The organism is Burkholderia sp. 8Y, from assembly GCF_902506145.1.
In the GTDB taxonomy this organism is placed as follows: domain Bacteria; phylum Pseudomonadota; class Gammaproteobacteria; order Burkholderiales; family Burkholderiaceae; genus Caballeronia.
Genome location: NZ_LR733519.1, coordinates 2,141,453 through 2,166,358, shown reverse-complemented (window position 1 = coordinate 2,166,358; position 24,906 = coordinate 2,141,453). Strand labels below are relative to the sequence as shown.

At 61.7% G+C, this 24,906-nt stretch carries 25 protein-coding genes; 17 read left to right on the top strand and 8 right to left on the bottom strand.

Going from position 1 to position 24,906, the window contains the following annotated elements:
* Positions 1-4: 4 nt before the first annotated feature.
* Positions 5-670 carry a hypothetical protein gene (locus GV035_RS09685; protein ID WP_159834713.1) on the top strand — a complete coding sequence of 222 codons (666 nt, stop codon included), beginning with the start codon at positions 5-7 and terminating at the stop codon, positions 668-670.
* 328 nt (positions 671-998) lie between these two features.
* The gene (locus GV035_RS09680) at positions 999-1,220 is read left to right on the top strand and encodes a hypothetical protein (RefSeq protein ID WP_236572507.1); all 222 of its coding nucleotides are present in this window, start codon (positions 999-1,001) and stop codon (positions 1,218-1,220) included.
* Positions 1,221-1,241: 21 nt separating this feature from the next.
* Here GV035_RS09680 and GV035_RS29440 read toward each other — a convergent pair whose 3' ends face one another.
* Entirely contained in the window at positions 1,242-1,613 is a 372-nt protein-coding gene (locus tag GV035_RS29440) for a hypothetical protein (protein WP_236572506.1), read from the bottom strand.
* A gap of 18 nt (positions 1,614-1,631) precedes the next feature.
* On the opposite strand from GV035_RS29440, the gene GV035_RS09670 reads away from it, so the two are divergent.
* The 9 genes from GV035_RS09670 (at position 1,632) to GV035_RS09630 (ending at position 10,517) form a co-directional block, all read left to right on the top strand.
* Positions 1,632-2,681: a DUF475 domain-containing protein gene (locus GV035_RS09670; protein ID WP_159834711.1), complete on the top strand. Its 1,050-nt coding sequence runs from the start codon at positions 1,632-1,634 to the stop codon at positions 2,679-2,681.
* Between the two features lie 44 nt (positions 2,682-2,725).
* A complete protein-coding gene (locus GV035_RS09665; protein ID WP_159834710.1) occupies positions 2,726-3,304 on the top strand; it encodes a TerD family protein in 579 nt (192 codons plus the stop codon).
* Positions 3,301-3,984: a vWA domain-containing protein gene (locus GV035_RS09660; RefSeq protein WP_236572505.1), complete on the top strand. Its 684-nt coding sequence runs from the start codon at positions 3,301-3,303 to the stop codon at positions 3,982-3,984. The genes GV035_RS09665 and GV035_RS09660 overlap by 4 nt, the downstream gene beginning before the upstream one ends.
* Before the next feature lie 12 nt (positions 3,985-3,996).
* On the top strand, positions 3,997-4,638 hold the full coding sequence (locus GV035_RS09655) for a TerD family protein (protein WP_159834709.1): 642 nt from the start codon (positions 3,997-3,999) through the stop codon (positions 4,636-4,638).
* Between the two features lie 24 nt (positions 4,639-4,662).
* Positions 4,663-5,301: a VWA domain-containing protein gene (locus GV035_RS09650; RefSeq protein WP_159834708.1), complete on the top strand. Its 639-nt coding sequence runs from the start codon at positions 4,663-4,665 to the stop codon at positions 5,299-5,301.
* Between the two features lie 96 nt (positions 5,302-5,397).
* Positions 5,398-6,447, top strand: coding sequence for a TerY-C metal binding domain-containing protein (locus GV035_RS09645; RefSeq protein ID WP_159834707.1), 1,050 nt, complete (start codon positions 5,398-5,400; stop codon positions 6,445-6,447).
* A gap of 4 nt (positions 6,448-6,451) precedes the next feature.
* Positions 6,452-8,323, top strand: coding sequence for a PP2C family serine/threonine-protein phosphatase (locus GV035_RS09640; protein WP_201303940.1), 1,872 nt, complete (start codon positions 6,452-6,454; stop codon positions 8,321-8,323).
* A gap of 92 nt (positions 8,324-8,415) precedes the next feature.
* The gene (locus tag GV035_RS09635) at positions 8,416-9,915 is read left to right on the top strand and encodes a helix-hairpin-helix domain-containing protein (RefSeq protein ID WP_159834706.1); all 1,500 of its coding nucleotides are present in this window, start codon (positions 8,416-8,418) and stop codon (positions 9,913-9,915) included.
* A complete protein-coding gene (locus GV035_RS09630) occupies positions 9,912-10,517 on the top strand; it encodes an HAD-IB family hydrolase (protein WP_159834705.1) in 606 nt (201 codons plus the stop codon). Before GV035_RS09635 ends, GV035_RS09630 begins: the two co-directional genes overlap by 4 nt.
* A 134-nt stretch (positions 10,518-10,651) precedes the next feature.
* Here the strand turns inward: GV035_RS09630 and GV035_RS09625 are convergent, their stop codons facing one another.
* The 6 genes from GV035_RS09625 to GV035_RS09600 all read right to left on the bottom strand — a co-directional run bounded on the left by GV035_RS09625 (position 10,652) and on the right by GV035_RS09600 (position 16,898).
* Complete coding sequence (locus tag GV035_RS09625) at positions 10,652-10,999, bottom strand: DMT family transporter (RefSeq protein ID WP_159834704.1); 348 nt, start codon at positions 10,997-10,999, stop codon at positions 10,652-10,654.
* An 84-nt stretch (positions 11,000-11,083) separates the two neighbouring features.
* Complete coding sequence (locus GV035_RS09620; RefSeq protein WP_236572568.1) at positions 11,084-12,013, bottom strand: choline ABC transporter substrate-binding protein; 930 nt, start codon at positions 12,011-12,013, stop codon at positions 11,084-11,086.
* 61 nt (positions 12,014-12,074) lie between these two features.
* Positions 12,075-13,778 carry a choline dehydrogenase gene (gene betA / locus GV035_RS09615; protein WP_159834702.1) on the bottom strand — a complete coding sequence of 568 codons (1,704 nt, stop codon included), beginning with the start codon at positions 13,776-13,778 and terminating at the stop codon, positions 12,075-12,077.
* Positions 13,779-13,789: 11 nt separating this feature from the next.
* Entirely contained in the window at positions 13,790-15,259 is a 1,470-nt protein-coding gene (gene betB / locus GV035_RS09610) for a betaine-aldehyde dehydrogenase (RefSeq protein WP_159834701.1), read from the bottom strand.
* A gap of 30 nt (positions 15,260-15,289) precedes the next feature.
* The gene (betI, locus tag GV035_RS09605; RefSeq protein WP_159834700.1) at positions 15,290-15,877 is read right to left on the bottom strand and encodes a transcriptional regulator BetI; all 588 of its coding nucleotides are present in this window, start codon (positions 15,875-15,877) and stop codon (positions 15,290-15,292) included.
* A gap of 121 nt (positions 15,878-15,998) precedes the next feature.
* Entirely contained in the window at positions 15,999-16,898 is a 900-nt protein-coding gene (locus GV035_RS09600) for a choline sulfate utilization transcriptional regulator (RefSeq protein ID WP_159834699.1), read from the bottom strand.
* 125 nt (positions 16,899-17,023) lie between these two features.
* Here GV035_RS09600 and betC point away from each other — a divergent pair, with 125 nt between their 5' ends.
* The 3 genes from betC to GV035_RS09585 all read left to right on the top strand — a co-directional run bounded on the left by betC (position 17,024) and on the right by GV035_RS09585 (position 20,855).
* Positions 17,024-18,559: a choline-sulfatase gene (gene betC, locus GV035_RS09595; protein WP_159834698.1), complete on the top strand. Its 1,536-nt coding sequence runs from the start codon at positions 17,024-17,026 to the stop codon at positions 18,557-18,559.
* Positions 18,560-18,601: 42 nt separating this feature from the next.
* Positions 18,602-19,549, top strand: coding sequence for a choline ABC transporter substrate-binding protein (locus GV035_RS09590; protein ID WP_159834697.1), 948 nt, complete (start codon positions 18,602-18,604; stop codon positions 19,547-19,549).
* Between the two features lie 178 nt (positions 19,550-19,727).
* Complete coding sequence (locus tag GV035_RS09585; RefSeq protein WP_159834696.1) at positions 19,728-20,855, top strand: porin; 1,128 nt, start codon at positions 19,728-19,730, stop codon at positions 20,853-20,855.
* 2 nt (positions 20,856-20,857) lie between these two features.
* On the opposite strand, the gene GV035_RS09580 is transcribed toward GV035_RS09585, so the two are convergent.
* Entirely contained in the window at positions 20,858-21,829 is a 972-nt protein-coding gene (locus GV035_RS09580) for a GlxA family transcriptional regulator (protein ID WP_159835051.1), read from the bottom strand.
* A gap of 180 nt (positions 21,830-22,009) precedes the next feature.
* Here GV035_RS09580 and GV035_RS09575 point away from each other — a divergent pair, with 180 nt between their 5' ends.
* Genes GV035_RS09575 through GV035_RS09565 form a run of 3 tightly spaced genes read left to right on the top strand, consistent with a single transcriptional unit; the run spans position 22,010 to position 24,903 of the window.
* Positions 22,010-22,948 (top strand): choline ABC transporter substrate-binding protein, encoded by a 939-nt coding sequence (locus tag GV035_RS09575; protein WP_159834695.1) that lies wholly within the window; start codon positions 22,010-22,012, stop codon positions 22,946-22,948.
* A gap of 60 nt (positions 22,949-23,008) precedes the next feature.
* Positions 23,009-23,938: a 3-keto-5-aminohexanoate cleavage protein gene (locus GV035_RS09570; protein WP_159834694.1), complete on the top strand. Its 930-nt coding sequence runs from the start codon at positions 23,009-23,011 to the stop codon at positions 23,936-23,938.
* 17 nt (positions 23,939-23,955) lie between these two features.
* Positions 23,956-24,903 (top strand): L-carnitine dehydrogenase, encoded by a 948-nt coding sequence (locus tag GV035_RS09565; protein ID WP_159834693.1) that lies wholly within the window; start codon positions 23,956-23,958, stop codon positions 24,901-24,903.
* The last annotated feature ends 3 nt before the right edge of the window (positions 24,904-24,906 follow it).

The window sequence follows — 24,906 nt, the reverse complement described above, 5'->3', positions numbered from 1 at the left end:
AACCATGAAACTCCGCACGCTTTCCGCTATTGCACTAGTTGTTTCCGCTGTTCATGCATCGCCTTCGATGGCGTTTGGTCTGCCGTCGATTCCCGGCATTAGCGGCAGCAACAGCGCCCCTAGCCTCAACGTCGATGCACTGTCGACCCAGCAAACGCAACTTCTCACATCGATGGCTGTGTCGTTGCTCAATCTGTCGAAAGCGCAAGCGATGATGTTCAGGGCACTCGGCGACGACGAGCGCGCGCAGGCCGCGCAACACACGGCCGACTCGCTCAGCGGCGGGACGCTGACGGGCAAGGACGACATGAAGAAGGCCCTCGACAGCAGCCTCGATCTCAACGACTACGCAAAGAAGGATATCGCGAAGGCGGGCACACTGAGCGGTGAAAGCAAGGCAATGTTTGCCAAGTCGCTCGTACCGTATGGCGTTGGAACGGCGGGACTCGTGAACGCCGGCAAGAAGGCGGCCGAGGCGGGCCAGTCGCTCACGCATACGATCGATCCGACCATCTTGTTCAAGCTCAGCAGCCTGCTGTACGTGGCAAAGGAAGCGCCGACGCTTATGTCCGCATTTGGCAGCACGACGAGTCAACTGGTTACTTATGCGACGTCGCAGGGTATCGACACGTCAGCGATCAAGGTGGCTGGCGCTAGCATGGGTGACTGAGTCGTTCGAGGTTAGGCATCGACCTCAGCCGGCGGGCCATTGCATGCAGGCGCTCGCCGGCATGGAAAGGTGGTGAATCAAGAACGAACCGTTCTGACTCGAGTTTTGCCAGGCAGCCGCGGAAGTCAAGCGGGGCATCCTTCTCGCCGGCCTTTTCGGACCAATTGACACAAGGTCGTCAGCAGATTGTCAATATCAATCATGCCATGTCGTCAGACGCATTAGCAGGGCGTAAAACGAAGTACAATGCGGCGCCTGAATCTTCGCACGACAGGCTGTACTTAGGACAATTTAGGACTGCGCGTTTAACAACAAGAGCGAAAAAACCGTGAAAAGAACGTTATGGGCGGGCTACCTGATCATTGGGTTGATGGTGGCAGTCTACGAAAGCTTTTGGGGCGCAACGCACTACAAGAGCTTCGCATATAACCCCGGGCGAGGACTTGTCTGGCCTGTCGTCATGATTCCTTCGTTGGGCGAAGTCATCGGTGCAATTATTCTGCTCGCGGTCATTCTAGGAATTCTTGTGTTCGGTAAAGGGAAGGACTGAGACGCTATGAAAGTGCGGATCTTAATTGCGAGCTTGTCCGTCGCGTTGGCCTTGGCGGCCTGCCAAACCAAGATCGACAAAGCGGAAGAAAGTTTTGTCGATGGCTGTCATGCGCAAGGAGCAGAGACTTCCGTTTGCAGTTGTATTTTCGACCAATTGAAAGCTCACTATGGCGCCGAACAATTGCTCGAATTCAACCGTCGACTGGCGTCCGATCTGCCGCCGGACTTTGTAGAAACAGCATTCGGTGCGGGTGTACGGTGCCGCAGTTGAGGCGGTGCTCAATTCAACGAACGCACGAATCGACGACCACGTTGCAGTGAGTTCTTGAACGACGCGTGTACCAAGGGGCTTTCGATAATGGTCGGCGGCCCGCTTGGCTAGCTTTCTCATCTATTTGTGGTGTTTCTAATGCGACACTTTCGCTACTCACTTTTGTTTACCATTGCTTGCATCGGCCTGGCATTTGTTTGGGGACAGTCGTCCATCGGTAACGGCATTCCGGCGATCGCACTCGTTCTGTTGCTAGGCGTGATGGAAGTCAGTTTGTCTTTCGATAACGCCGTGGTCAATGCGTCCATCCTCAGAGAGATGGACGCGAGATGGCGCCGGCTCTTCCTGACGGTCGGCATATTCGTCGCTGTCTTCGGCATGCGTCTGCTGTTTCCCATTCTGGTTGTCGCCGTCGCCACCGGCCAGGGTCTCGTCGACGTCACGAGCATGGCGCTGCAGGCACCCGAGCAATACGCGGCGTATCTGAGCGGCGCGCACGCGGGTATCGCGGCCTTCGGCGGCATCTTCCTGTTCCTGGTATTCGCATCGTTCCTCTTCGATAACGAGAAAGACCTGCACTGGCTCGGCGCGCTCGAGGCCAAACTGACCTGTCTCGGCAAGTTCGGATCGGCGGGCACGATCTGCGCGCTTGCCATCCTGCTTCTGGTCCAGGCTTTCTTTCCCATCGATGCAGCGACGCGCGTCACGGTGCTAGTGGGCGGCGTGGGCGGCATTTTCCTGTATGCGTTGGTCGACAGCCTCGGCAACCTCTTCGAAGACGACGAAGAGGGCGAAGCAGTGGGCCGTGCGGCCAAGCGCGCCGGCGTGATGGGCTTCCTCTATCTCGAAGTGCTGGATGCGTCGTTCTCGTTCGATGGCGTTATCGGTGCATTCGCCATCACGCAGGATGTCGTGATCATCATGCTCGGTCTTGCCATCGGCGCCATGTTCGTGCGTTCCCTGACCGTGTATCTGGTCGAAAAGGGCACGCTCGACGAATACGTGTTTCTGGAGCACGGCGCGCATTACGCAATCGGGGCGCTCGCGCTGATGATGCTCGCGAGCATCGTCTGGCATGTCAGCGAAGTGGTGACCGGTCTGATCGGCGTCGGGTTCATCGTCGCGGCCATGGCGTCGTCGCTGATGCATCGCAAGAACCATCCCGACTCCAACGCGGAAGCAGGCTAACGCGCTTTCGCCCATTCCTCACGTCATTGTTGAAAGGAAGACTCATGGCAGTTTCTCTATCCAAGGGCGGCAACGTCTCGCTGTCGAAGACCGCGCCTTCGCTGACTCGCATCCTCGTTGGTCTGGGCTGGGAAGCCCGTGCCACGGACGGCGATGACTACGATCTCGATGCCAGCGCATTCATGGTCGGCGAGAACGGCAAGGTGCGCGGCGATGAAGATTTCATCTTCTACAACCAACTCGATTCGCGTTGCAGCTCGGTGGAGCACACGGGCGATAACCGCACGGGCGCCGGTGCGGGGGATGACGAAGCACTGAAGATCGATCTGACGCTCGTGCCGAATCACGTGAAGCGTGTCGTGGTATGCGTGACCATCGACGAAGCGGAAGCGCGCCGTCAGAACTTCGGTCAGGTGTCGGGCGCGTTCATGCGAATTGTGGACCTCGACAACGATGTGGAGATTGCGCGCTTCGATCTGTCCGAAGACTACAGCACCGAAACCGCGATGATCTTCGGCGAAGTCTATCGACACAACGACGAATGGAAGTTCAAGGCGGTCGGCCAGGGCTTCGCGGGCGGCCTCGAGTCTCTGTGCGGCCAGTTCGGCGTGCAGGTCGCGTGAGCGGCATCGGCCTTGAAAGCATTGAATTCAAAGAGGAGAAGAAGATGAGAAGGCTTCCGGTTTATTTACTGCTCGACGTCTCCGGTTCGATGAGCGGCGAGCCCATCGAGGCGTTGAAGAACGGCGTGCAGATTCTGGTGTCGACGTTGCGGCAGGACCCCTATGCGCTCGAAACGGCGTACCTGTCCGTGATCACGTTCGACAGTTTGGCGCGTCAGGCCGTGCCGCTCACGGAGCTCTCGGCGTTCCAGACGCCCCACATCGCGGCCAGCGGCACCACCGCCCTGGGCGAGGCGCTCGGGCTGCTGGCGACGCGCATTGAAGCCGAGGTGAACAAGACCACGGCTGAGGTCAAAGGCGACTGGAAGCCCCTCGTTTTCATCATGACCGACGGCGTGCCGACCGACGACTGGGCGCGCGGCCTCGAGAAGCTCCGCAAGGTCCGCACCGGCGTGATCGTCGCGTGCGCGGCGGGTCATGGCGCGGATACCAATGTGCTCAAGCAGATCACGGAAGTCGTCGTGTCGCTCGACACGGCGGACTCGAGCACGATCAAGGCGTTCTTCAAGTGGGTTTCCGCCTCCGTGTCGACCGGCAGCCAGAAGGTCGATCAGCAAAAAGAAGTCAGCGGTCTTGGCGACCTTCCGCCGCCGCCGCCCGAAGTCAATGTGGTGCTCTAGAGAGATAAAGACATGGCGATCACCCTCAAGAAAGGCCAAGGCGTCAGCCTGAAGAAGAACGAGTACGACCTGTCGATGGTCACCATCGGGCTCGGTTGGGACATCAACGAACAGAAGGGCGGCTTTCTCGGCGGTCTGTTCGGCAAGAAGCCGGAGGAGTACGACCTCGACGTAGTGGCCTTCCTGTGCCACGACGACGGCAAGGTTCATCACCTTGGCGATCAGAAGAACGGCCGGCCGACGCTGGCCGGCGGCGATGTCGTGTTCTTCAATAGCATGCGTCACACGTCGGGCTGTATCTGGCTCACCGGCGACAACCGGACGGGCGCGGGCGAGGGCGACGACGAGCAGATCATCGTCAAGCTTAACGATCTGCCTGACACATTCAGCAAGATCGTCTTTGTCGTGCAGATCTACGAAGGCGAGAAGCGCGGGCAGAACTTCGGCAAGGTCGCGAACGCATACATTCGCGCGGAAGACGGCAAGAGCAAGGAGATGGTCCGCTTCGATCTGTCGGGCGGCGCGGCCTTCGCCGATTGCCGATCGATGCTGTTCGCCGAACTGGTGCGCGAGTCGAGCGGCTGGAAGTTCAACGCAATCGGCAGCCCGGACCAATCAGACACGTTCGTGACTTGGCTCAAGCGTTACCTCTGAGATCGAGCGGAGAAAAGCGAATCCATGAGCAGGCGACTTCCTGTCTACATTCTTCTGGACACCTCCGGTTCCATGCGCGGCGAGCCCATCATCTCGGTGAACGTGGGTTTGCAGGCAATGATCGGTGCGCTCCGGCAAGACCCTTATGCGCTGGAGAGCGTGCATCTTTCGATCATCACGTTCGATATCGAGGCACGCGAGTATCTTCCGCTGACCGGGCTCGACGACGTGAGTCTCGGCGAGATCACGGTGCCGGAGGCGGGCGCGACGTTCATGGGCGCAGCGTTGGAACTGCTCATCGAACGCGTCGATCGCGACGTCAGGAAGACGACTGCCGCCAGCAAGGGCGACTGGCGGCCGCTGCTGTTCGTCATGACGGACGGCAGTCCCTCCGATCTTCATGCTTTCCGTCAGGCGGTGCCCGAGGTCAAGGCGCGCAACTTCGGTTCGATCATCGCTTGTGCGGCCGGCCCCAAAGCAAAGCAGGATGTGCTGCGGGAGCTGACCGATCGCGTTGTGATGCTCGACACGATGGATGCATCGGCATTCTCGGGCTTCTTCAAGTGGGTGTCGGCGTCGGTCGCGGTCGGCTCGAGCAGCGCGGGCATGAACGGACAAGTGTCGTTGCCGCCGCCTCCGCCCGAGGTGCAGCTCGTTCTCTAAATGCGTCCACGAATGCATCGGCGACCGTGCCCAAGTGCGCGGCCGGCTCCGTGGGCGCCTGCTCGAATCGTGCAAAAAAGCCTCAGGAGAAGTTCGATGCGCAGATTGCCTGTGTTCTTCGTTCTCGATTGCTCGGAATCGATGGCGGGGGACAAGATCAGAAAGATGGAAGCCGGGCTGCAGTCGATCGTACGCACGCTGCGCACCGATCCGCACGCGCTCGAAACCGTGCATGTGTCGGTGCTGGCGTTTGCGGGTGTCGCGAAGACCGTGGTGCCGCTAGTCGAAGTCGTGTCGTTCTATCCACCGAAGTTGCCGCTGGGCGGCGGAACGGCTCTCGGCGCGGCGTTGACCACGCTCATGGACACGATGGACCGTTCCGTCGTGCGTACGACAGCCGATACGAAGGGCGACTGGAAGCCGATCGTCTATCTGTTCACAGACGGTCGTCCGACCGACCGCTATCGTGCGGCAATTCAGCGCTGGAACGCCGACTACGCGCATCGTGCAACGCTCATCGCGGTGGGAATCGGCAGCAACGCGGACCTGTCGGTGCTGAAGGAGCTGACCGGCCACGCGCTCGTCTTCGATGACACGCAGGAAGAAGCGTTCACGAAATTCGTGAGGTGGGTGTCGTCGTCCGTCGTTGCGCAGAGCAAGAGCGTCGGCGATGGCGCCAAGGCCGATGCCTTGCCTGTTCTCGACGAAAAAATCCTTCACGTCGTCAAGGAGGCGGTACCCGCGGCCGACGAAGCCTGTGTGACGCTCGTGGGGCGCTGCCAGAAGAGCAGCGAGCCTTATCTGATCAAGTACGACCGTGAGTCCAGCGCCGTGAACACGCGCGACTTTACGTTGGAAGTATCCGGTTATCGGCTGACGGGCTGCTATCCGATCGGTGCGGACTATTTCGAATGGACTGATCCGAGCGCGACCGATGCCAAGGTGAACACGTCGATGCTCTATGGCTCGCCCAGCTGTCCGCATTGCGGCAACACAACGGCATTTGCCGCTTGCGCGTGCGGCAAGCTGATGTGCATCGCGGCGCCCGGTGAGGCACGTTGCCCGTGGTGCGCCAAAGACGTTTTCTTCAACTACGGCTCGTCGGAAGGCGATGGCGGATTCGATGTTCGGCGTGGACAGGGGTGATGCGGTGAGCGAGAAACAGAAGTGGTCCGCGAAGGCGGGCGTCAAAGCAAGCACGGCTCCGGCAGTGCAGCGACTGGTCGATGACATCTTGAGCGGCACCGGCACCTTCCAATTGTTGCGGCTGCCGGCACTCCCGAAGGCTCATATCCAAAGCTTCGCCAAATCCGACGAGGCCTGCGACCTCGTGCTGAGCCTCGCGTGGGCGCTTCATACGAGCGCCAAAAGCCATTGCGCGGACGCGAGCGAAGATCCCGCCACGCAAACAGGTCAAAGCACCGAAGATGCATCGTCGAGTCACCTTTCCATCGAGCCCGAAGCGCAGCCGGCCGCAACGCCCTATGCTCTGTCGCCGATGACCGAGCCCATTCCCATGCCACCTTCCCCGATCGATCCCGGCGCAGCGACAACCAGCCCGGCAGACATCGCGCCGCGCGACGTCGTGCAACCTGACGCAGCGGAACCCGCGAAGCAGGCCGAAGCAGAATCCGAGTCCTTAACTGCTCACGGAGCGCAAACACACGCTTACGAAGTGCAAACATCCACGCTCGAAGGGCAATCACCTACGCCGGAACAAGTCCCCGAAAGTTCCGCGCCGACGACTGCTGCGCCTGCCGCCGTGCCGACCGCGCCATCGCCGATACAGGTATCGATAACCAAGCCTGCCACGCCGTCCGACCGTGCCGCGCCATCTGCGCCTGCGATTCCAGCTCAGGTTCCGCAACCGCGTTTTGTGCTTGCGAATTGCAAGGTCGGCACGGAATACACCGCAAAGATCGAAGGACGGGACAGCGCGGGACGCGAACTGGAAGTGCTCGACATCGTGGTTCCTCAAGGTCTCGGCCTCGGCTTCGATGTGGCGACACAAAGCGTCACGGGTGTCCCGACGCTCGCCGGAGATTTCGTTCTACCGCTGCAGTGGCGTTATCCGGGGCACGCGTCGCGTCAAACCGGCGAGTGCCGTCTTACGTCGAATCCCGATCCGCGCTCGTTGTGGAAGGTCGTCGAACCGGACCAGGCGTTGCCTTATCAGAAGCCGCATCTCGCGCAACAGTTGATCGAAGGCGATGGCTTCAGGATGGTCGCGGCAAGCCGGCGCGGACGCTCGCACGAGCACGGCGGCACGTTCCGCGATGACGACTTCTTCATCGCGTCGACGCAGACGAACGGCTGGAACGTGCTCATCGTGGCGGACGGCGCGGGCAGCGCGGAGTTCTCACGCGAAGGCTCACGCGTTGCCGTCCAGACGGCGGGCTGCGCGCTGGTCGAGGAGCTCGCAGGTGAGTTCGGCGCGAAAGTGAACGGCCTGCTGGCGAGGTGGGATGCCGATTCGGCCAACACCTTTGGCAATGAGTTTCACTACTGCTTCCACCGCATGGCGACGCTGGCCGTTCAGGGCATCGAGCAGGCCGCGAACGAGCGCGGCGCGCCGGTCCGCAGCTATGCGACCACGCTGCTTGCAGCCGCTATCAAACGAGACGGCGAGAACGCGTTCCTTGCGACCTTCTGGATGGGCGACGGCGCAATTGCGGCGTATTGGTCCAGCGGCACCGTCAAGCTGATGGGCACGCCCGATGGCGGAGAGTTCGCCGGTCAGACGCGCTTCCTGGATCGTGCCACGCTGGCTGAAGGCTTCGCGAAGCGCGTGAGCATCGGACGATACGGCGACCTGTCGGCGGTCATTCTGATGACCGACGGCGTATCGGACCCGTACTTCGAAACCGACAACGGTCTTGCCGATCCGGCGAAGTGGGATGCGCTGTGGCAGGACATCGAGCCCTCGCTGAACTCGGATGATCCAGCGGTAGCACTGGTCGATTGGCTGCACTTCTTCAGACAGGGACATCACGACGACCGGACGATCACCCTGCTTTGGTGATCGCGAAAGCGGCCGCGAATCACGCAGACCCGGCCGTGCGAACGCTTTGGAAGCACGTGCCGGCACGCTGAGAAAACATTGAGGTGATTGGCATGGGCAAAGTCGTCAAATGCAAGACGCTCGACGGGAGGGATGTGGAGTTCGTCGATGAGATCATCGCGCAAGGCGCAGTGAAGGACGTGTACTTCTCGCCGGACAGGTCGTATGTCGTGGGCTTCTATCGCGAGAAGCAAGACGCGCAGGCTAAAGACCGCTTGCAAATGATCACCGGAAGATACCGGGAAAGCGTTTTCAACAACGTCGGCGGCGAGTACTGGAAGAACCTGTTCTGCTGGCCGACTAATGTGCTCGAACACGAAGGACGACTCGGCATCGTGGCTCCGGCCTATGCCAAGGAATTCTTCTTCGAGTACGGCTCGAAGAACAACGACAGCCTTGGCATCAAGGGCAATGAGAAGGAGGGCAAGTGGTTCGCGGCGTCGAATCTGCGCAATCGCTTCGTCGACCCACGCGAACTGGGCGACTGGCTCACGCATCTGAAAATGTGCGTGCTGCTCGCCCGCGCAACGCGCCGACTGCATTTCGCCGGCCTCGCGCATTCCGACCTTTCCTACAAGAACGTGCTGGTGAATCCTTCGCGCGGCGGTGCGTGCGTGATCGATCTCGACGGGCTTGTCGTGCCCGGCAAATATCCGCCGGATGTCGTGGGAACGCCCGACTTTATCGCGCCGGAAGTGGTGAAGACCACGCATCTGCCGAAGAACGACCCGAAGCGTTCACTGCCGCGACGCGAGACCGATCTGCACGCCCTCGCCGTATTGATCTACATGTATCTGCTTTATCGGCATCCGCTGCGCGGCGGCAAAGTACACGATATGCAGGACGAACAGCGCGACGAAGCGCTCATGATGGGCGAGCGCGCGCTGTTCGTCGAGCATCCGAGCGACGCGAGCAATCGCATTCGCACAAAGAACGCGAAGCCTTCCGAGCTGCCGTGGGCCGATACTGACAAACTCCCCTATACGATCACCGGGCCGTATCTCGCCAAGTGCTTCAAGGAGGCATTCGTCGACGGTCTCCATGATCCGTCGAAGCGGCCGTCCGCCAGCGACTGGGAAACCGCGCTCGTCAAGACCGTCGATCTCGTCCAACCTTGCCAGAACGCCGCGTGCGAACAGAAGTGGTACGTGTTCGACAATTCGACGAAGCCCAAATGTGCGTTCTGCGATACGGCTTTCAAAGGCAAGCTGCCGGTGCTGAACCTATATTCGTCGCGAAAGCAAGGCAGCTTCCGTAGTGACAACCATCGCCTCATGGTGTGGACCGGTCAGTCGCTTTTCTGGTGGCACGCGAACAACCTGATCGTGCCGAACGAGCGCCTGGCAGACGATCAAAAGTCGCGCGTAGGTTACTTCGTGTTTCACGACAACAGATGGTGGCTCGTGAACGAGCGTTTGCCTGATCTTCGCGACGTCGCGAACAAGACGGACATTCCGATCGGCGGAAAGGTAGAACTGAAGCACGATCAGCAGATTCTGCTTGCCCGAGGCGACGGCGGACGTCTCGCAATCGTGCAGATGGTCGAGGCATGATGACGACGCAGACCCTCGCACTCTTCGATTTCGACGGCACCATCACGACGAAAGACACTTTCGCACCTTATCTGTTCGAGGCCCTCGGAAGGACGCGCGTATGCGCCGCATTTGCGTCGTTAGGCGCACATGCGCTGATGGTCTACGGCGGATTGTCCACCCGCGATCGCTTCAAGGCCCGCCTGCTCGCACGGCTGTTTGCCGGCGCGGACTATGCGCGTCTCCAAGCCGTCGGACGCGCCTATGCCAAGACGGTGCCCAGGTGGTATCGGCCCGCCGCGGTCGAGCGCATTCGCTGGCATCGCGAGCGCGGGCATCGGCTGATCATGGTGAGCGCATCGCTCGATCTGTATCTGGAGCACATTGCGCGCGATCTTCGTTTCGACGATCTGCTTTGCACGCGAATCGAACGCGCCGGCGCGCAGGCCACAGGCCGCATGCAAGGAGCGAATTGCCGCGCGGCCGAAAAGGTGCATCGCATCGAATCGCTGCTCGGCAGGCCGCTTGCGGACTTCGAAACCTACGCCTACGGCGATAGCGACGGCGACGCCGAGATGCTGCGCGCGGCGGTTCATCCTTCTTATCGACCGTTCAGGGATTGAGGCGCATATCGGCGATAACGCTTCAATCTACGGCTAATGCGGGAAGCGGTTAATAGATGCATTGAGTCGTGCTCTTCGCGGAGGCGGCAGACATCGACGATGTTCGTGCGGTGAGGGGCTACATCAAATCCCCCTCAATGCACGCTCGCCTTCGAAAACACGTTGATAATCACCACACCCACCACGATCAGCCCAAGGCCAATCACGGCAGGCGCATCCAGCTTGTGACGAAAGACGAACACGCCGACACAAGAGATCAGAACAATGCCTAGCCCGCTCCAGATCGCGTAAGCCAGTCCGACGGGAATCGTCTTCAACACGATCGAAAGAAAATAGAACGCGCCGAGATAGAAGCCCGCCATCGCGAGGGTTGGGGCGAGCTTCGTGAACTGCTCCGACTTCTGCAGGCAAGTCGTGCCGGCGATCTCCAGCAGTATCGCGACAAACAGTGCGCCATAGGCCGACGTCTTTTCGTGGGTCATGAATCATCCAGAAGGCTTCGTCGTCGAATGCCATGCTGCTAGCAACACGGCATCGACCGCGTCGGCAACTGCTTTGTCCGACCTTTAGTGGTTCGCGAGATACGCCTTGACCGCCGGCAGTCCAGGCTTTCCATCCAGAGTCGTTACGCCGGCAAGCCAACTGTCGAGAATCGAAGGATTCGCCTTCAACCACTCCAGCGTTGCCTTGTTGGGGTCTTCCTTGTCCATGATGTGCGTCATGATCTGATTCTCCATGGACGTATTGAAGCGAAGGTTGGCGAAAAGCCGGGCCGCATTCGGGCATCGCGCGGCGTAATCGGTCGGCTGCACCGTGTACACCTTCGCTTCGCCATAGTTCGGCCCGAACACGTCGTCGCCGCCCGACAGATAGTCGATCTTCATTCGAACATTCATCGGATGCGGCTCCCAGCCCAGAAAGACGATCCACTCCTTGTTCTGCACCGCGCGGTTCACCTGGACCAGCATGCCCGCCTCGCTCGATTCCACGAGCTTGAACTTGCCGAGGCCGAACTGATTGGCTTTGATCATCTTGTCGATCAGGATATTCGCGTCGTTCCCCGGCTCGATTCCATAGATCTTGTAGTGCAGCTTGTCGGCATTCTTCGCGATGTCGGAGAAGCTCCTGATGCCCGCCTGATACACATAATCAGGCACGGCCAGCGTGTATTTCGCGCCGGTCAGGTTGGGCGGGTTCACCACTTTGAGCGCCCCGGACTTGACGAACGGCTCGATGACCGGGTCCATGGAAGGCGACCAGTAGCCGAGAAAGGCGTCGATCTGTTTCGACTTCACGCCAGCAAAGGTGATCGGAACGGATGCCATCATCTTCGATGGCGCGTAGCCGAGGCCCGACAGGACGTTGGTCGTGAGGCCCGTCGTCGCCGCGATGTCCGACCATCCGATGTCGGCCATCCGAACGGTGCGGCAGCTTGCCGGATCCGCTGCATAGGCATTGACGACAAAGTTGCTGGCGATAGCAAGGGTACATGTCATCCCGGCTACAAGGTGTCTCATCGCTGCTCCAGTTGGATAGGTTGATCTTGTCGCTTGCTGATTACTTCAAGACTCTCTCAGGCTGGGCGCTTACTAAATCCGTCCGCTTCTTCGCGCCATCAGCCACAAAATAAGGAGTATTGATCTTCTGAAGCGGCGCGATGCCGCGAATGCGATCCGCGATCTTCTCCGCCAACATGATCGTCGGCGCGTTCAGGTTGCCCGTCGTGATCTGCGGCATGATGGACGCGTCCACGACACGCAGCGCATCGATCCCATGCACGCGTCCTTCACCATCGACGACGGCCATGTCGTCATATCCCATCTTGCACGAGCATGACGGGTGATAAGCCGTCTCTGCTTTCGCGCGCACGAAGGCATCCAGTTCGCTATCCGTCATGGCATCGTCGCCGGGGTGAAGCTCTTTGCCGCGATAGCGCGCGAGCGCGGGCTGCCGCATGATCTCGCGCGTCATGCGGATTCCGTCGCGAAACTCGCGCCAGTCCAGCGGATCGGCCATGTAGTTGAAGAGGATGCTCGGGTGCGCGTTCGGATCGCGTGACTTCAGCTTCACGCGGCCCCGGCTCGGCGAGCGCATCGATCCGACGTGAGCCTGAAAGCCGTGCATATCGATGGGATTCGACCCGTTGTAGTTGATCGCAACCGGCAGAAAGTGATACTGGATGTTCGGCCACAGGTCGTCGTCGCGTGTGCGGATGAAGCCGCCCGCCTCGAAATGATTCGTCGCGCCGATGCCGGTGCCATTCACCATCCATTCGAGCCCGATGGCGGGCTGGTTCCACCACTTGAGCGCCGGGTAGAGCGACACCGGTTCCTTGCATGCGTACTGCATGTACATTTCGAGGTGATCCTGGAGGTTCTCGCCAACGCCGGGCAAGTCGTGCACCACCGGAATGTCCAGTTCCTTCAGCCACGCAGAGGGGCCCACGCCCGAACGCTGCAACAACTGAGGCGACGCGATCGCCCCGCAGCACACGAGCACTTCGCGGCGTACATGCGCGGTCTCGCGCTGGCCGCCATGCAGATAGGCGACGCCGATCGCGCGTTTGCCCGAGAACAGCACGCGGTCCGTGGTGGCATGCGTCACGATCGTGAGATTGGAACGCTGTCTCGCGCGATCGAGATAGCCTCGCGCCGTGCTCGCGCGTCGTCCGTTCGCGGTGACGGTGCGATCCATCGGGCCGAAGCCTTCTTGCCGATAGCCGTTCAGATCGTCCGTGCGCGGATAGCCCGCCTGCACGCCGGCTTCGACCATCGCGGCGAAGAGCGGATTGTTGCCGGGCTTGCTCGTCGTCACATGAACGGGGCCATCGCCACCGTGGTATTCGTTCGGGCCGATATCGCGCGTCTCCGCCTTGCGGAAATACGGCAGGCAGTCGAGGTAGCTCCAGTTCTCCAGGCCCGGCATCGACGCCCAGTTGTCGTAATCCAGCGCATTGCCGCGGATATAGCACATGCCGTTGATGAGCGACGATCCGCCGAGCCCCTTGCCGCGTCCACATTCCATGCGGCGATGGTTCATGTGCGGCTCGGGCTCCGTTTCGTAGGCCCAGTTATAGCGGCGTCCTTGCAGCGGATACGCGAGCGCCGCCGGCATTTGCGTGCGGAAATCGAAGCGGTAATCGGGGCCGCCTGCTTCGAGCAGCAGCACGGTCACGTCCTCGTCCTCGGTCAGACGCGACGCGAGCACGTTGCCCGCCGAACCCGCGCCGACGACTATATAGTCGAACTCTTTCGCGCTCATCGGACAGCTCCTCAAAACACGGGTTGATACGGTCCGAGTTCCACCTGAACCGACTTGATGCGCGTGTAGGCGTGCAACGTGACGATGCCGTTCTCGCGACCAATGCCCGATTGCTTGTATCCGCCAACGGGCATCTCCGCCGGCGACTCGCCCCATGTATTGATCCAGCAAATGCCCGCGTGCAGCCGATGTATGACGCGGTGCGCGCGCGAGAGGTTCTCGGTCACGACGCCTGCCGCGAGGCCATACACCGTGTCGTTGGCGCGCGCGATGACTTCGCCTTCGTCGTCGAAGGGAAGGATGCACATGACCGGACCGAATATCTCTTCCTGCACGATGCGCATGTCATCGCGGCAATCCGCGAACACGGTCGGCTCCACGTAGTTGCCGCGCGCGAATGCGCCATCGGTCAGACGCGCGCCGCCCGCAAGCAGCCGCGCGCCTTCGCGCTTGCCTGCTTCGATATAGCCCAGCACCTTCTGCAACTGCGCGGTGCTCGCAAGCGGCCCGAAGTTGGTACGAGGATCATCCGGTGCGCCGATACGAATGCGCTTCACACGTTCCTGCACCAGACGTTCGAATTGCTCGATGACACTGCGTTCGACGAACACCCGCGTGCCGTTCGTGCAGACCTGGCCCGAGCTGAAGAAGTTCGCGCTCATCGCGATGTCGGCGGCGCGCTCCAGGTTCGAATCGGCGAAGACGATAAGCGGCGACTTGCCGCCGAGTTCCATCGTCACGTCCTTGAGCGTCGATCCACCCGCGCGCGCCATCACCTTCTTGCCAGTCTCGATACCGCCGGTGAACGAAATCTTGTCGATGCCGGGATGCTCCGCGAGCATCGCGCCGACGCGGGCATCGCCCTGCACCACGTTGAACAATCCCGGTGGCACGCCCGCTTCCGTGTAGATTTCCGCGAGCTTGAGCGCGCTCAACGGCGTGACTTCGCTGGGCTTGAAGATCATCGCATTGCCTGCCGCGAGCGCGGGTGCGGACTTCCAGCATGCGATCTGTATCGGATAGTTCCACGCGCCGATGCCCGCGCATACGCCGATAGGCTCGCGCCGCGTATAGACGAACGACGATTCGCGCAGCGGTATCTGCTCGCCTTCGATTGCCGTCGCGAGCCCCGCGTAATACTCGATGACATCCGCGCCCGTGACGATATCCACGGCGCGCGTCTCGGAGATAGGCTTGCCTGTATCGCGCGTTTCGAGCGCGGCGAGTTCGTCGTTGCGCGCGCGCAGCAACTCCACCGCGCGACGCAGAATGCGCGAGCGTTGCATCGACGTCAATGCGGTCCATTCCTGCTGCGCCGCTTGCGCGGATCGAACCGCGCGGTCGATGTCGGCCTGCGACGCCTGCTGCACCCGCGCGAGGCTTTCGCCCGTGGCGGGATCGAGCGTGTCGAAGGTTTCGCCACTGGTGGCATCGACGTATTGGCCGCCGATGTAAAGCCGTTGCTCTTCGAAAACTGGCATCGCCTGCGTCTCCTGAATGCGTTGGAATGATCAGTCTCGTGGCTGGATCATGAGATCGATGTAGTCGTATGAGACGCGCAACGCGGTCTTCGTGTCGAACGGTTCGCCCGCGAGCGCGCCGCGCAGCCAGAGACCGTCGATCAGGGCCGCGAGCCCGGTTGCCGCGCGGCGGGCCGCAGCGCGGCTCATGACGCGCGAGAAATCCGTGCACAGATTGGAGTAGAGACGCCGCGTGTTCACATGCTGCAAACGCCGCAGTTGTTCCTTATGCATGCTTTCCGACCAGAACGCGAGCCATGTCTTCATGACCGGCCCGTTGACCTGCTCGACATCGAAGTTGGCCGCGACGACCGCGCGCAGTTTCGAGCGCGGATCGGGCTTCGCGGCCTTGCGCCGGCGCGACGTGCCTTGCCACAACGACCGCAGCACATGGCGCATGGTGGCCTCCAGCAGCCCGTCCTTGTCGCCGAAGTAATGGCTCACGATGCCGGTCGATATGGACGCGCGCTGGGCCACCGTCGCGAGCGTGGCGCCCGTCAGTCCCACTTCGTCGATGGTCAGCAAGGTGGCATCGATGAGTTGCGCGCGGCGCACTTCCCGCATTCCTAGCTTTGGCATGGTGGTCGACGTAAAGAGAGCATGGCGGCCCCGGTTGTGCAGAACGTCAGTCCATGCTACTTTTTTTATATTGGACGGTCAATCAACAAAACAGCGAAATGAAGCGAACGAGCGGTCGGCGTCAGACGATTGCGTCGCACTCGTCGAGCAGCCAGTCCTGGAAAGCGCGCACGGCCGCCGACTGGTCGCGTCGCGTGAGCAGCATGTACCCGCGATCGGTGACGAGCGAGGCCGCACTGAGCGAGACGAGCTGGCCCGTGGACACGAGTTCGTCGATGAGCGGCGACCAGCCGAGCGCGACGCCCTGGCCCATGACCGCCGCATGCGCGACGAGCGCGTAGCTGTTGAAGGTCAGTCCGCCGTGCATGGGCGGCGGTGTCTCGCCGTGCGCGTCGAACCAGGCGTTCCATGAAAGCCATCGCTCGGGCTGCGTGCGTTCGACATGCAGCAGCGGTAGCTTCGAAAGATCGGAGGTGTCATGCGTCGCCGCGAAAGTCGGGCTGCATACGGGCGTGACGCGTTCCGGGAACAGCTTCACGGCCCGGCGCGCGCCCCAGTCGCCGTGCATGTCGCCGAACACGATGGCGACATCCGCGCAATCGCCGGACGCGCTCGGCATCTGCTGAGACGTGATGATCTTCACGTCGACATCGGGCATCAGCGCCTTGAATTGCGGCAGGCGCGGCATGAGCCAGTAGGTGGCGAAGCCGAAGTCCGTCGACAAGGTCAGCGCGCGCTGCGTATGGCGCGCGCGGATATCGCTCGTGGCTTCACGGATGACATCGAGGCCCTGACGCACTGCATCGAAGAGACGCGCGCCGTCTTCGGTCAGCGTCACGCCGCGGTGGCCGCGCTCGAACAGCGCCGTGCCAAGCGATTCTTCAAGCTGCACGACGCGCTGGCTCACTGCGGGCTGGGTCGAACCGAGCTCGCGCGCAGCGGCCGTGAAGCTCGCGAGCCGCGCGGCGGATTCGAACATCAGGAGCGCCTGCATAGGCGGCAGGCGGTCTTGTCGCGGCATAACGGCTCCTTATGGGCGCATAACGAAATGCCGTCTTCACAGACGAAAATCGGACGGCAATAGTGACATTGCGCGAACAACCGGGCGCGCGGTTCTTGCATCCGATTCTATTCGAGGCTTGCTCCATGCTTGAAGCGAAACAAAATATCCTTGTTTTGATGGCCGATCAACTCACGCCGTTCGCGCTCGCCGCGTACGGCAACCGCGTGACGAAGACGCCGCATATCGATGCGCTCGCGCGTCACGGCGTGGTCTTCGAATCCGCGTATTGCGCGAGCCCGCTCTGCGCGCCGTCGCGTTTCTCGTTTTTGTCGGGCAAGCTGCCCTCGAACATCGGCGCCTACGACAACGCCGCCGAGTTCCCGTCGCAAACGCTGACCTTCGCGCACTATCTGCGCGCGGAGGGGTATCGCACGATCCTGTCGGGCAAGATGCATTTCTGCGGCGCGGACCAGCTGCACGGTTTCGAGGAACGGCTCACCACCGACATCTATCCCGCCGATTTCGGCTGGACGCCCGACTGGGAGAACTTCGAGGCGCGTCCCTCGTGGTATCACAACATGAGTTCCGTCATCGAAGCCGGCCCGTGCGTGCGTACCAATCAGCTCGACTTCGACGACGAAGTCACGTTCACCGTGCGACAGAAGCTCTTTGACATGGCGCGCGAGCGGCAAGCGGGCAAGGACGCGCGGCCTTTCATGATGGTCGCGTCGCTCACGCATCCGCACGATCCGTATGCGATTCCGCGCAAATACTGGGACATGTATCGCGATGAGGACGTGGACATGCCGCTTCATCGCGACGCGCTCGAAGCAAGCGATCCGCATTCGCGGCGTCTGCGTCACGTCTACGAAGCCGATCGCACGCCGCCGACCGACGCGCAAATCCGCAACGCACGGCGCGCGTATTACGGCGCGGTGTCGTATGTCGATGACCAGTTCGGCGCGATCCTCGAAGCCTTGGAGCAGGCCGGCTTCGCGGACGACACCACGATCATCGTCACGTCCGATCACGGTGAGATGCTCGGAGAGCGCAACCTCTGGTACAAGATGACCTTCTTCGAAGGCGGCTGCCGCGTGCCGCTGATCGTGCATCGGCCGGGGCGCTTCGAGGCGCATCGCGTGGCCGAGTCGGTCTCGCATCTGGATGTGCTGCCGACGCTCGTCGAACTGGCGCGCAATGCGCCGCCGCGTGAATGGCCCGACGCCATCGACGGACGCAGCCTCCTGCCGCATCTGACGCGAACGGGCGGCCATGACGAAGCGATCGGCGAGTATCTGGCCGAGGGCGCGATCGCGCCCATCGTCATGATCCGGCGCGGAGCCTACAAGTTCATTCACACGACGGTCGATCCCGACCAGCTCTACGACGTCAATGCCGACCCGTTCGAACGGACGAATCTGGCGCAAGACGAACGGCATCGGGCACTCGCCGCCGCGTTCCGTGAGGAAGTCGCGCGTCGCTGGGATCTGGAAGCGTTGCATCGCGACGTGCTGAAGAGCCAGCGCCGCCGCCATTTTCACTTCGCGTCCACCACGCGCGGCACGATCCAGTCGTGGGACTGGCAGCCTCGCGTCGATGCGAGCCAGCGTTACATGCGCAATCATCTCGACCTCGACGATCTGGAAGCGATGGCGCGCTTTCCCGCCGTCGAGCACTAAAAGCCGCTGCACCATCAACCGCACCTTTCGACAGGAACGCAGATGAAAAAAGTCCTCTTTCATGCGCTTTTTCACGCCGCGCTCGGCTGCGCGGCGTCGCTTGCATTCGCCGCGGATCCGCCGTCGTGCGCGCAGGTACGCATGGCCGATCCGGGCTGGACCGACATCGACGCGACCAACGCGATGAGCGGCATCGTGCTGAAGGCGCTCGGCTATCGGCAGGACGTCGCCAACCTGTCGGTGCCGATCACGTATCAAGGTTTGAAGAAAGGGCAGATCGACGTGTTTCTCGGCAACTGGATGCCGGCGCAGGCGCCGCTCGTGAAGCCGTTCGTCGACGAGAAGTCCATCGACGTGGTGCGGGCGAACCTGTCCAACGCCAAGTTCACGCTCGCCGTGCCGGACTATGTGGCGGCGGCGGGCGTGCATTCGTTCGCGGACCTCGCGAAGAACGCAGACAAGTTCGACAAGCGCATCTACGGCATCGAACCCGGCGCGCCTGCCAACCAGAACCTCAAGAAGATGGTGGACGACAAAGCCTTCGGCCTCGGCGACTGGAAGGTCGTCGAATCGAGCGAAACCGGCATGCTGACGCAAGTCGAGCGCGCGATACGCGACAAGAAGTTCATCGTGTTTCTCGCGTGGGAGCCGCATCTGATGAACACGAAGTTCAAGCTCGTCTATCTCGACGGCGGGGATCGATACCTCGGCCCCAACTTCGGCGGCGCGACCGTGAACACCGTGTCGCGCAGCGGCTATGAACAGCAATGCCCGAATCTCGGACGCCTTTTCAGGCAGATGGCGTTCAACGTCGATCTGGAGAACGGCGTTATCGCGGACGTGCTCGAGAGGAAGCAGAAGATCGACACGGCCGCGACCGATGCGCTCAAGCGCAATCCCGCGCTCCTCAAGACGTGGCTCGACGGCGTGACGACCGCGAACGGCGGCAACGGACTGGAAGCCGTTCAAAGCGCGCTCGGCGTGAAGTAGAAGGGCATGCGCCAATGCGCGCGAAACGCGAACCCGTCGCACCTGAGCACATTTGCGTCGCAATTAGTCGAGCCGCCACGTATATGGCAATTTACTTTACGTGTCGACCCACAATAAAAAGGACACGCTGATGAATACACCCAACGCCGTACACCGCCACGCACGACGTGTATCTTGCATGACCAGCCTCGCCCTCGCCGCGAGCGCGGCGCTCGCGCCCGCTCAAGCGCAAGCACAAAGCAGCGTGACGCTCTACGGCATTATCGATGCCGGCATTACCTATGTGAACAACACCGGGGGTTCGCACGTCGTCAAGTTCGATGACGGCATCTCCTACGGCAACCGTATCGGCTTTCGCGGAACGGAAGATTTGGGCGGCGGACTGCAAGCGGTCTTCGCGCTGGAATCGGGTTTTCATCTCGGCACCGGAAGCTACGCGTTCGGCGGCGCGGAGTTCGGCCGTCAGGCGTATGTGGGTCTCGCAAGCAAACAGTGGGGCCAGATATCGTTCGGTAATCAGCTCGATATGACCGAGGAGTTCGTTTATCTCTACAACATCTCGGCGTGGGCGAGCGGCTATGCGATTCACCAGGGAGACTTCGATCGCATGAACGGCGACCGGCTGCCCAATTCAGTGAAGTTTCTGTCGAGCGACTATGGCGGCTTCACGTTCGGCGGCATGTATTCGTTCGGCAATATCGCGGGCAATTTTCATCGTAACAGCGCGTGGAGTGTGGGCGGGCACTATGCGGCGAACACGTTCAATCTGGGCATCGCCTATACGCAGTTGAACAACCCGAATGGCATCTATGCGTTCGATCCCTACGCGATGATCGGCGCGTATACGTTCCTCGGGCAGCCGGTCGTCAGCATCGATCCCGTGACGGGCGCGCGCACGGACCTGTACAGCACAAACGCGTTTCCCACCGACAAGCAAGGCGCGCTCGCGATGGGCGCCGCGTGGACGATCGGCAACCTCATGCTGTCGGGCAACTTCACGTGGACGAGCATCAAGGGGCTTGGCGTCACGTCCTACATGAGAGTCTACGAGGCAGGCGCGTCGTATAACTTCAGGCCCGATATCGCGCTCTACGGCGGCTATCAGCACACGCGATTCGAAGGAAATCACTGGAATCAGGGATCGCTCGGACTGCACTACCTCTTGTCCAAGCGCACCGACGTCTATATCTCAGGCGACTATCTGCGCGCGTCGGGACCGGTCGATGCCGTCATCGGCTATAGCTTCACGCCGTCCACGTCGAACACGCAGGCCGATGTGCGCGTGGGTATGAGGCATTCTTTCTAAGGTCAGGCGGCTCGCGCGGTGATCACGGCGCGCAATGCGCTGCGGTCCTGCCGCGGGCTCGTATTGAAGCGCGCCCGATACGTCCGCGAGAAATGCGACGGCGATTCGAAGCCGCACGCGACGCAGACCGCGAGTATCGACATGTCGGTTTGCTGAAGCAGTTCGCGGGCGCGCGCAAGACGCAGGCCGAGATAGAAGTGCGTCGGCGTGTCCTTCAGCGCGGAGCAGAAGAGGCGTTCGAGCTGACGCCGCGTGACGCCGATCGATTCCGCGAGCGCATCCGGCGCAAGCGGCTCTTCCATGTGCTGTTCCATCACGCCGATCACCTGAATCAGCTTGCGGTTGTGAATGCCGTAACGCGCGGCGATCTTCATGCGTTGATGATCGCTGCGCTGGCGAATGCGCCCGAGCACGAACTGCTCGGAGACCTGCGCCGCGAGTTCCGCGCCATGATCGCGGGCGATGAGATCGAGCATCAGATCGATGGATGCCGTCCCGCCCGCACACGTGATGCGCCGCGCGTCGATCGCGAAGATTTCCTGGCTCGTTTCGATGGACGGATACCGCTCCGCGAATGCCGCCAGTGCCTCCCAATGCAAGGTCGCGCGCTTGCCCGCGAGCAGCCCCGCTTCGGCAAGAATGAAGCTGCCCGTGTCGATGCCGCCGAGCGTCGCGCCCGCGCGATCCAGCTTGCGCAACCACTCGCCGATGCGGCGCGTATAGACCGCCAGCGGCTCGAATGCCGACACGACGATGAGCGTGCGCACATCGGCGGCATCGTCGATGGAACGGTCCGCGTTCAGCGATATACCGTTGCTCGCGGCGACCGGCCCGCCATCGACCGAAAGAATGTGCCATCGATACAGCTCGCCTTGGAAGCGGTTCGCGACGCGCAGCGGCTCGATCGCGGACATGAAGCCGATCGACGAGAACTGGGGCAGCAGCAGGAAGTGGAAGTCTTGAGGGACGGGCATCGAGTGAGTGAGCAGCGGGCCGCGATCAGTCACGCTATCAAGTGCAAAAAGCGCGCGCAATCGGGCGTGTCCCTGAAAACCCGCACGTCGCTGGCAGTCAACTGGTGGTCGCAATGGGGCGTTCGGATGGTTTAATGCAGCGGTACTTTCTACTCACGCCCTTTCGACGGTCACGCCACCATGAAACCTCGCTTCCGCTGGACTCTCGTTGCATTCGCATGTGCCGCCAACGTCGCCTACGCGAACGACGATGCGACGTGCCGCACCGTGCGCTTCGTCGATATCGGCTGGACGGATATCACATCGACGACGGCGCTCGCGTCGGTCCTCTTCGAAGGGCTGGGTTACACGCCGCGCACGACGGTCGCATCGGTGCCGATTTCGCTCGCGGGTCTCAAGAACAAGCAGATCGATGTGTCGCTCGGCTACTGGTGGCCGGTGCAGGAAAAGGCGGTGCAGCCGTTCCTCGATGCGAAAAGTATCGACAAGATCGAGCCGCCGAATCTCTCTGGCGCCAAGGCGACGCTCGCCGTACCCGGCTATGCATACGACGCGGGCATCAAGAGCTTCGCCGATATCGCGAGGCACAAGGATGAGCTGAATGGCACGATCTACGGTATCGAACCCGGCAGCAGCGCAAACGCCAAGATTCAGAAGATGATCGACACCAATCAATTCGGTCTCGGCGGTTTCAAGCTGGTTCAGTCGAGCGAAGCGGGGATGCTCGTGACCGTCGAGCGCGCCATTCGCGAGAAAAAGCCGGTCGTGTTTCTTGCGTGGGAGCCGCATCCGATGAACATTCAGATGAAGATCAACTATCTGTCAGGTGGAGACGATGTGTTCGGCCCGAACTATGGCGAGGCACGCGTCTATACGCTCACGAACCCGGACTTTCTCACGCGCTGCCCGAACGCGGGCAAGCTCGTGAAGAACCTGCACTTCACGACGGACCTCGAGAACCGCCTCATGCAGCCGGTGATGAACAAGGAGCGTCCGGCCGATGCGGCCAAGGCGTATCTCAAGCAGAACCCGCAACTGCTCGATTCATGGCTTGCGGGCGTGAAGACCGTCGATGGAAAAGACGGGCTGCCCGCCGTCAAACAGTATCTCGGTCTCTGATTCTCGCCCCGGTGATGTGTACGCCGGGCTTCCGTAACAATTAGGCATCCATATTAAACCATGAACTACGACGTCATCGTTACCTGCGCAGTCACCGGGGCGGGCGACACCACGGCACGGCATCCCGCGATTCCCGTCACGCCGAAGCAGATCGCCGACGCAGCCATCGAAGCGGCGCGCGCCGGCGCGACGGTCGCGCATTGCCATGTGCGTGATCCTCGCACCGGACGAGGCAGCCGCGATCCCGCGCTGTACCGCGAGGTAGTGGATCGCATTCGTTCATCGGACGTGGACGTAATCATCAATCTGACGGCGGGCATGGGCGGCGATCTGGAAATCGGTCCGGGCGAAGACCCGATGCGCTTCGGCAAGGGCACGGATCTGGTCGGCGGGCTCACGCGTCTCGCGCATGTCGAGGAACTGCTGCCCGAGATCTGCACGCTCGATTGCGGCACGCTCAACTTCGGCGATGGCGACTACGTTTACGTCTCCACGCCCGCGCAACTCCGCGCGGGTGCAAAGCGCATCCAGGAACTCGGCGTGAGGCCCGAGCTCGAAATTTTCGACACCGGGCATCTGTGGTTCGCGAATCAGTTGCTGAAAGAGGGCCTGCTCGACGCGCCGCCGCTCTTTCAGCTTTGCATGGGTATTCCGTGGGGCGCGCCCGCCGACACGGGCACGATGAAGGCGATGGTGGACAACTTGCCGCCCGGCGCGCATTGGGCAGGCTTCGGCATCGGCCGGATGCAGATGCCGATGGTGGCGCAGGCAATGCTGCTTGGCGGCCATGTCCGCGTCGGGCTGGAAGACAACCTGTGGCTCGATCGCGGCGTGCCTGCGAGCAACGGAACGCTGGTACAGCGGGCGGTCGAGATCATCGAACGATTGGGTGGCCGCGCGCTCACGCCCGCCGAGGGGCGCAGCAAGCTTGGCCTGCCGGCGCGCGGCGAACGGCCGCTGGAAAAGCGTGCAGTCGAACAATTCGCATGAGTGCTGGGGAGACGACAATGCAAGTCAAGCAATTCGCCGCGCTCGGCGTGGGCGTCATCGGTAGCGGATGGGTTTCGCGCGCGCTCGCGCAGGGTCTCGATGTGGTCGTATGGGACCCGGCTCCGGGCGCCGAAGCGGTCGTGCGCGCGAACGTCGCGAACGCATGGCCGGCGCTCGAACGCGTCGGTTTGGCTGCGGGCGCCTCGCAGGAACGGCTGCGCGTGGTGGCGAGCGTGGAGGAGTGTGTCGCCGATGCCGACTTCGTTCAGGAGAGCGCGCCCGAGCGCGAAGAGCTGAAGCTCGCGCTGCACGAACGCGTGAGCCGCGCGGCGAAGCCCGAGGCGATCATCGCGTCGTCGACATCGGGGCTCTTGCCGAGCGACTTCTATGCGCGTGCCGTACGCCCCGAGCGATGCGTCGTCGGGCATCCGTTCAACCCGGTCTATCTGCTGCCGCTGGTGGAAGTGCTGGGCGGCGGTAGAACGTCGGAAGAATCGATCGACGCGGCGATGACGTTCTATGCTTCCATCGGCATGCGGCCGTTGCGCGTGCGCGCAGAAGTGCCCGGCTTCATCGCCGACAGATTGCTGGAAGCGTTATGGCGCGAGGCGCTGCATCTCGTGAACGAAGGCGTGGCCACGACAGGCGAGATCGACGACGCGATCCGCTACGGCGCGGGGATTCGCTGGTCGTTCATGGGCACGTTTCTGACTTACACGCTCGCGGGCGGCGAGGCGGGCATGCGGCACTTCATGCAGCAGTTCGGACCGGCGCTGAAGTTGCCGTGGACGAAACTCGTTGCGCCCGAGCTGACCGACGAACTCATCGATCGCGTCGTGGATGGCACCGCAAAGCAGACGAGGGGCCGCGGCATCAAGGACCTCGAACGCTATCGCGACGACTGCATCACGAGCGTGATCGACGCGATCGCGCAGGCCAAGGCACGTCACGGCATCGAGGATTGAAAG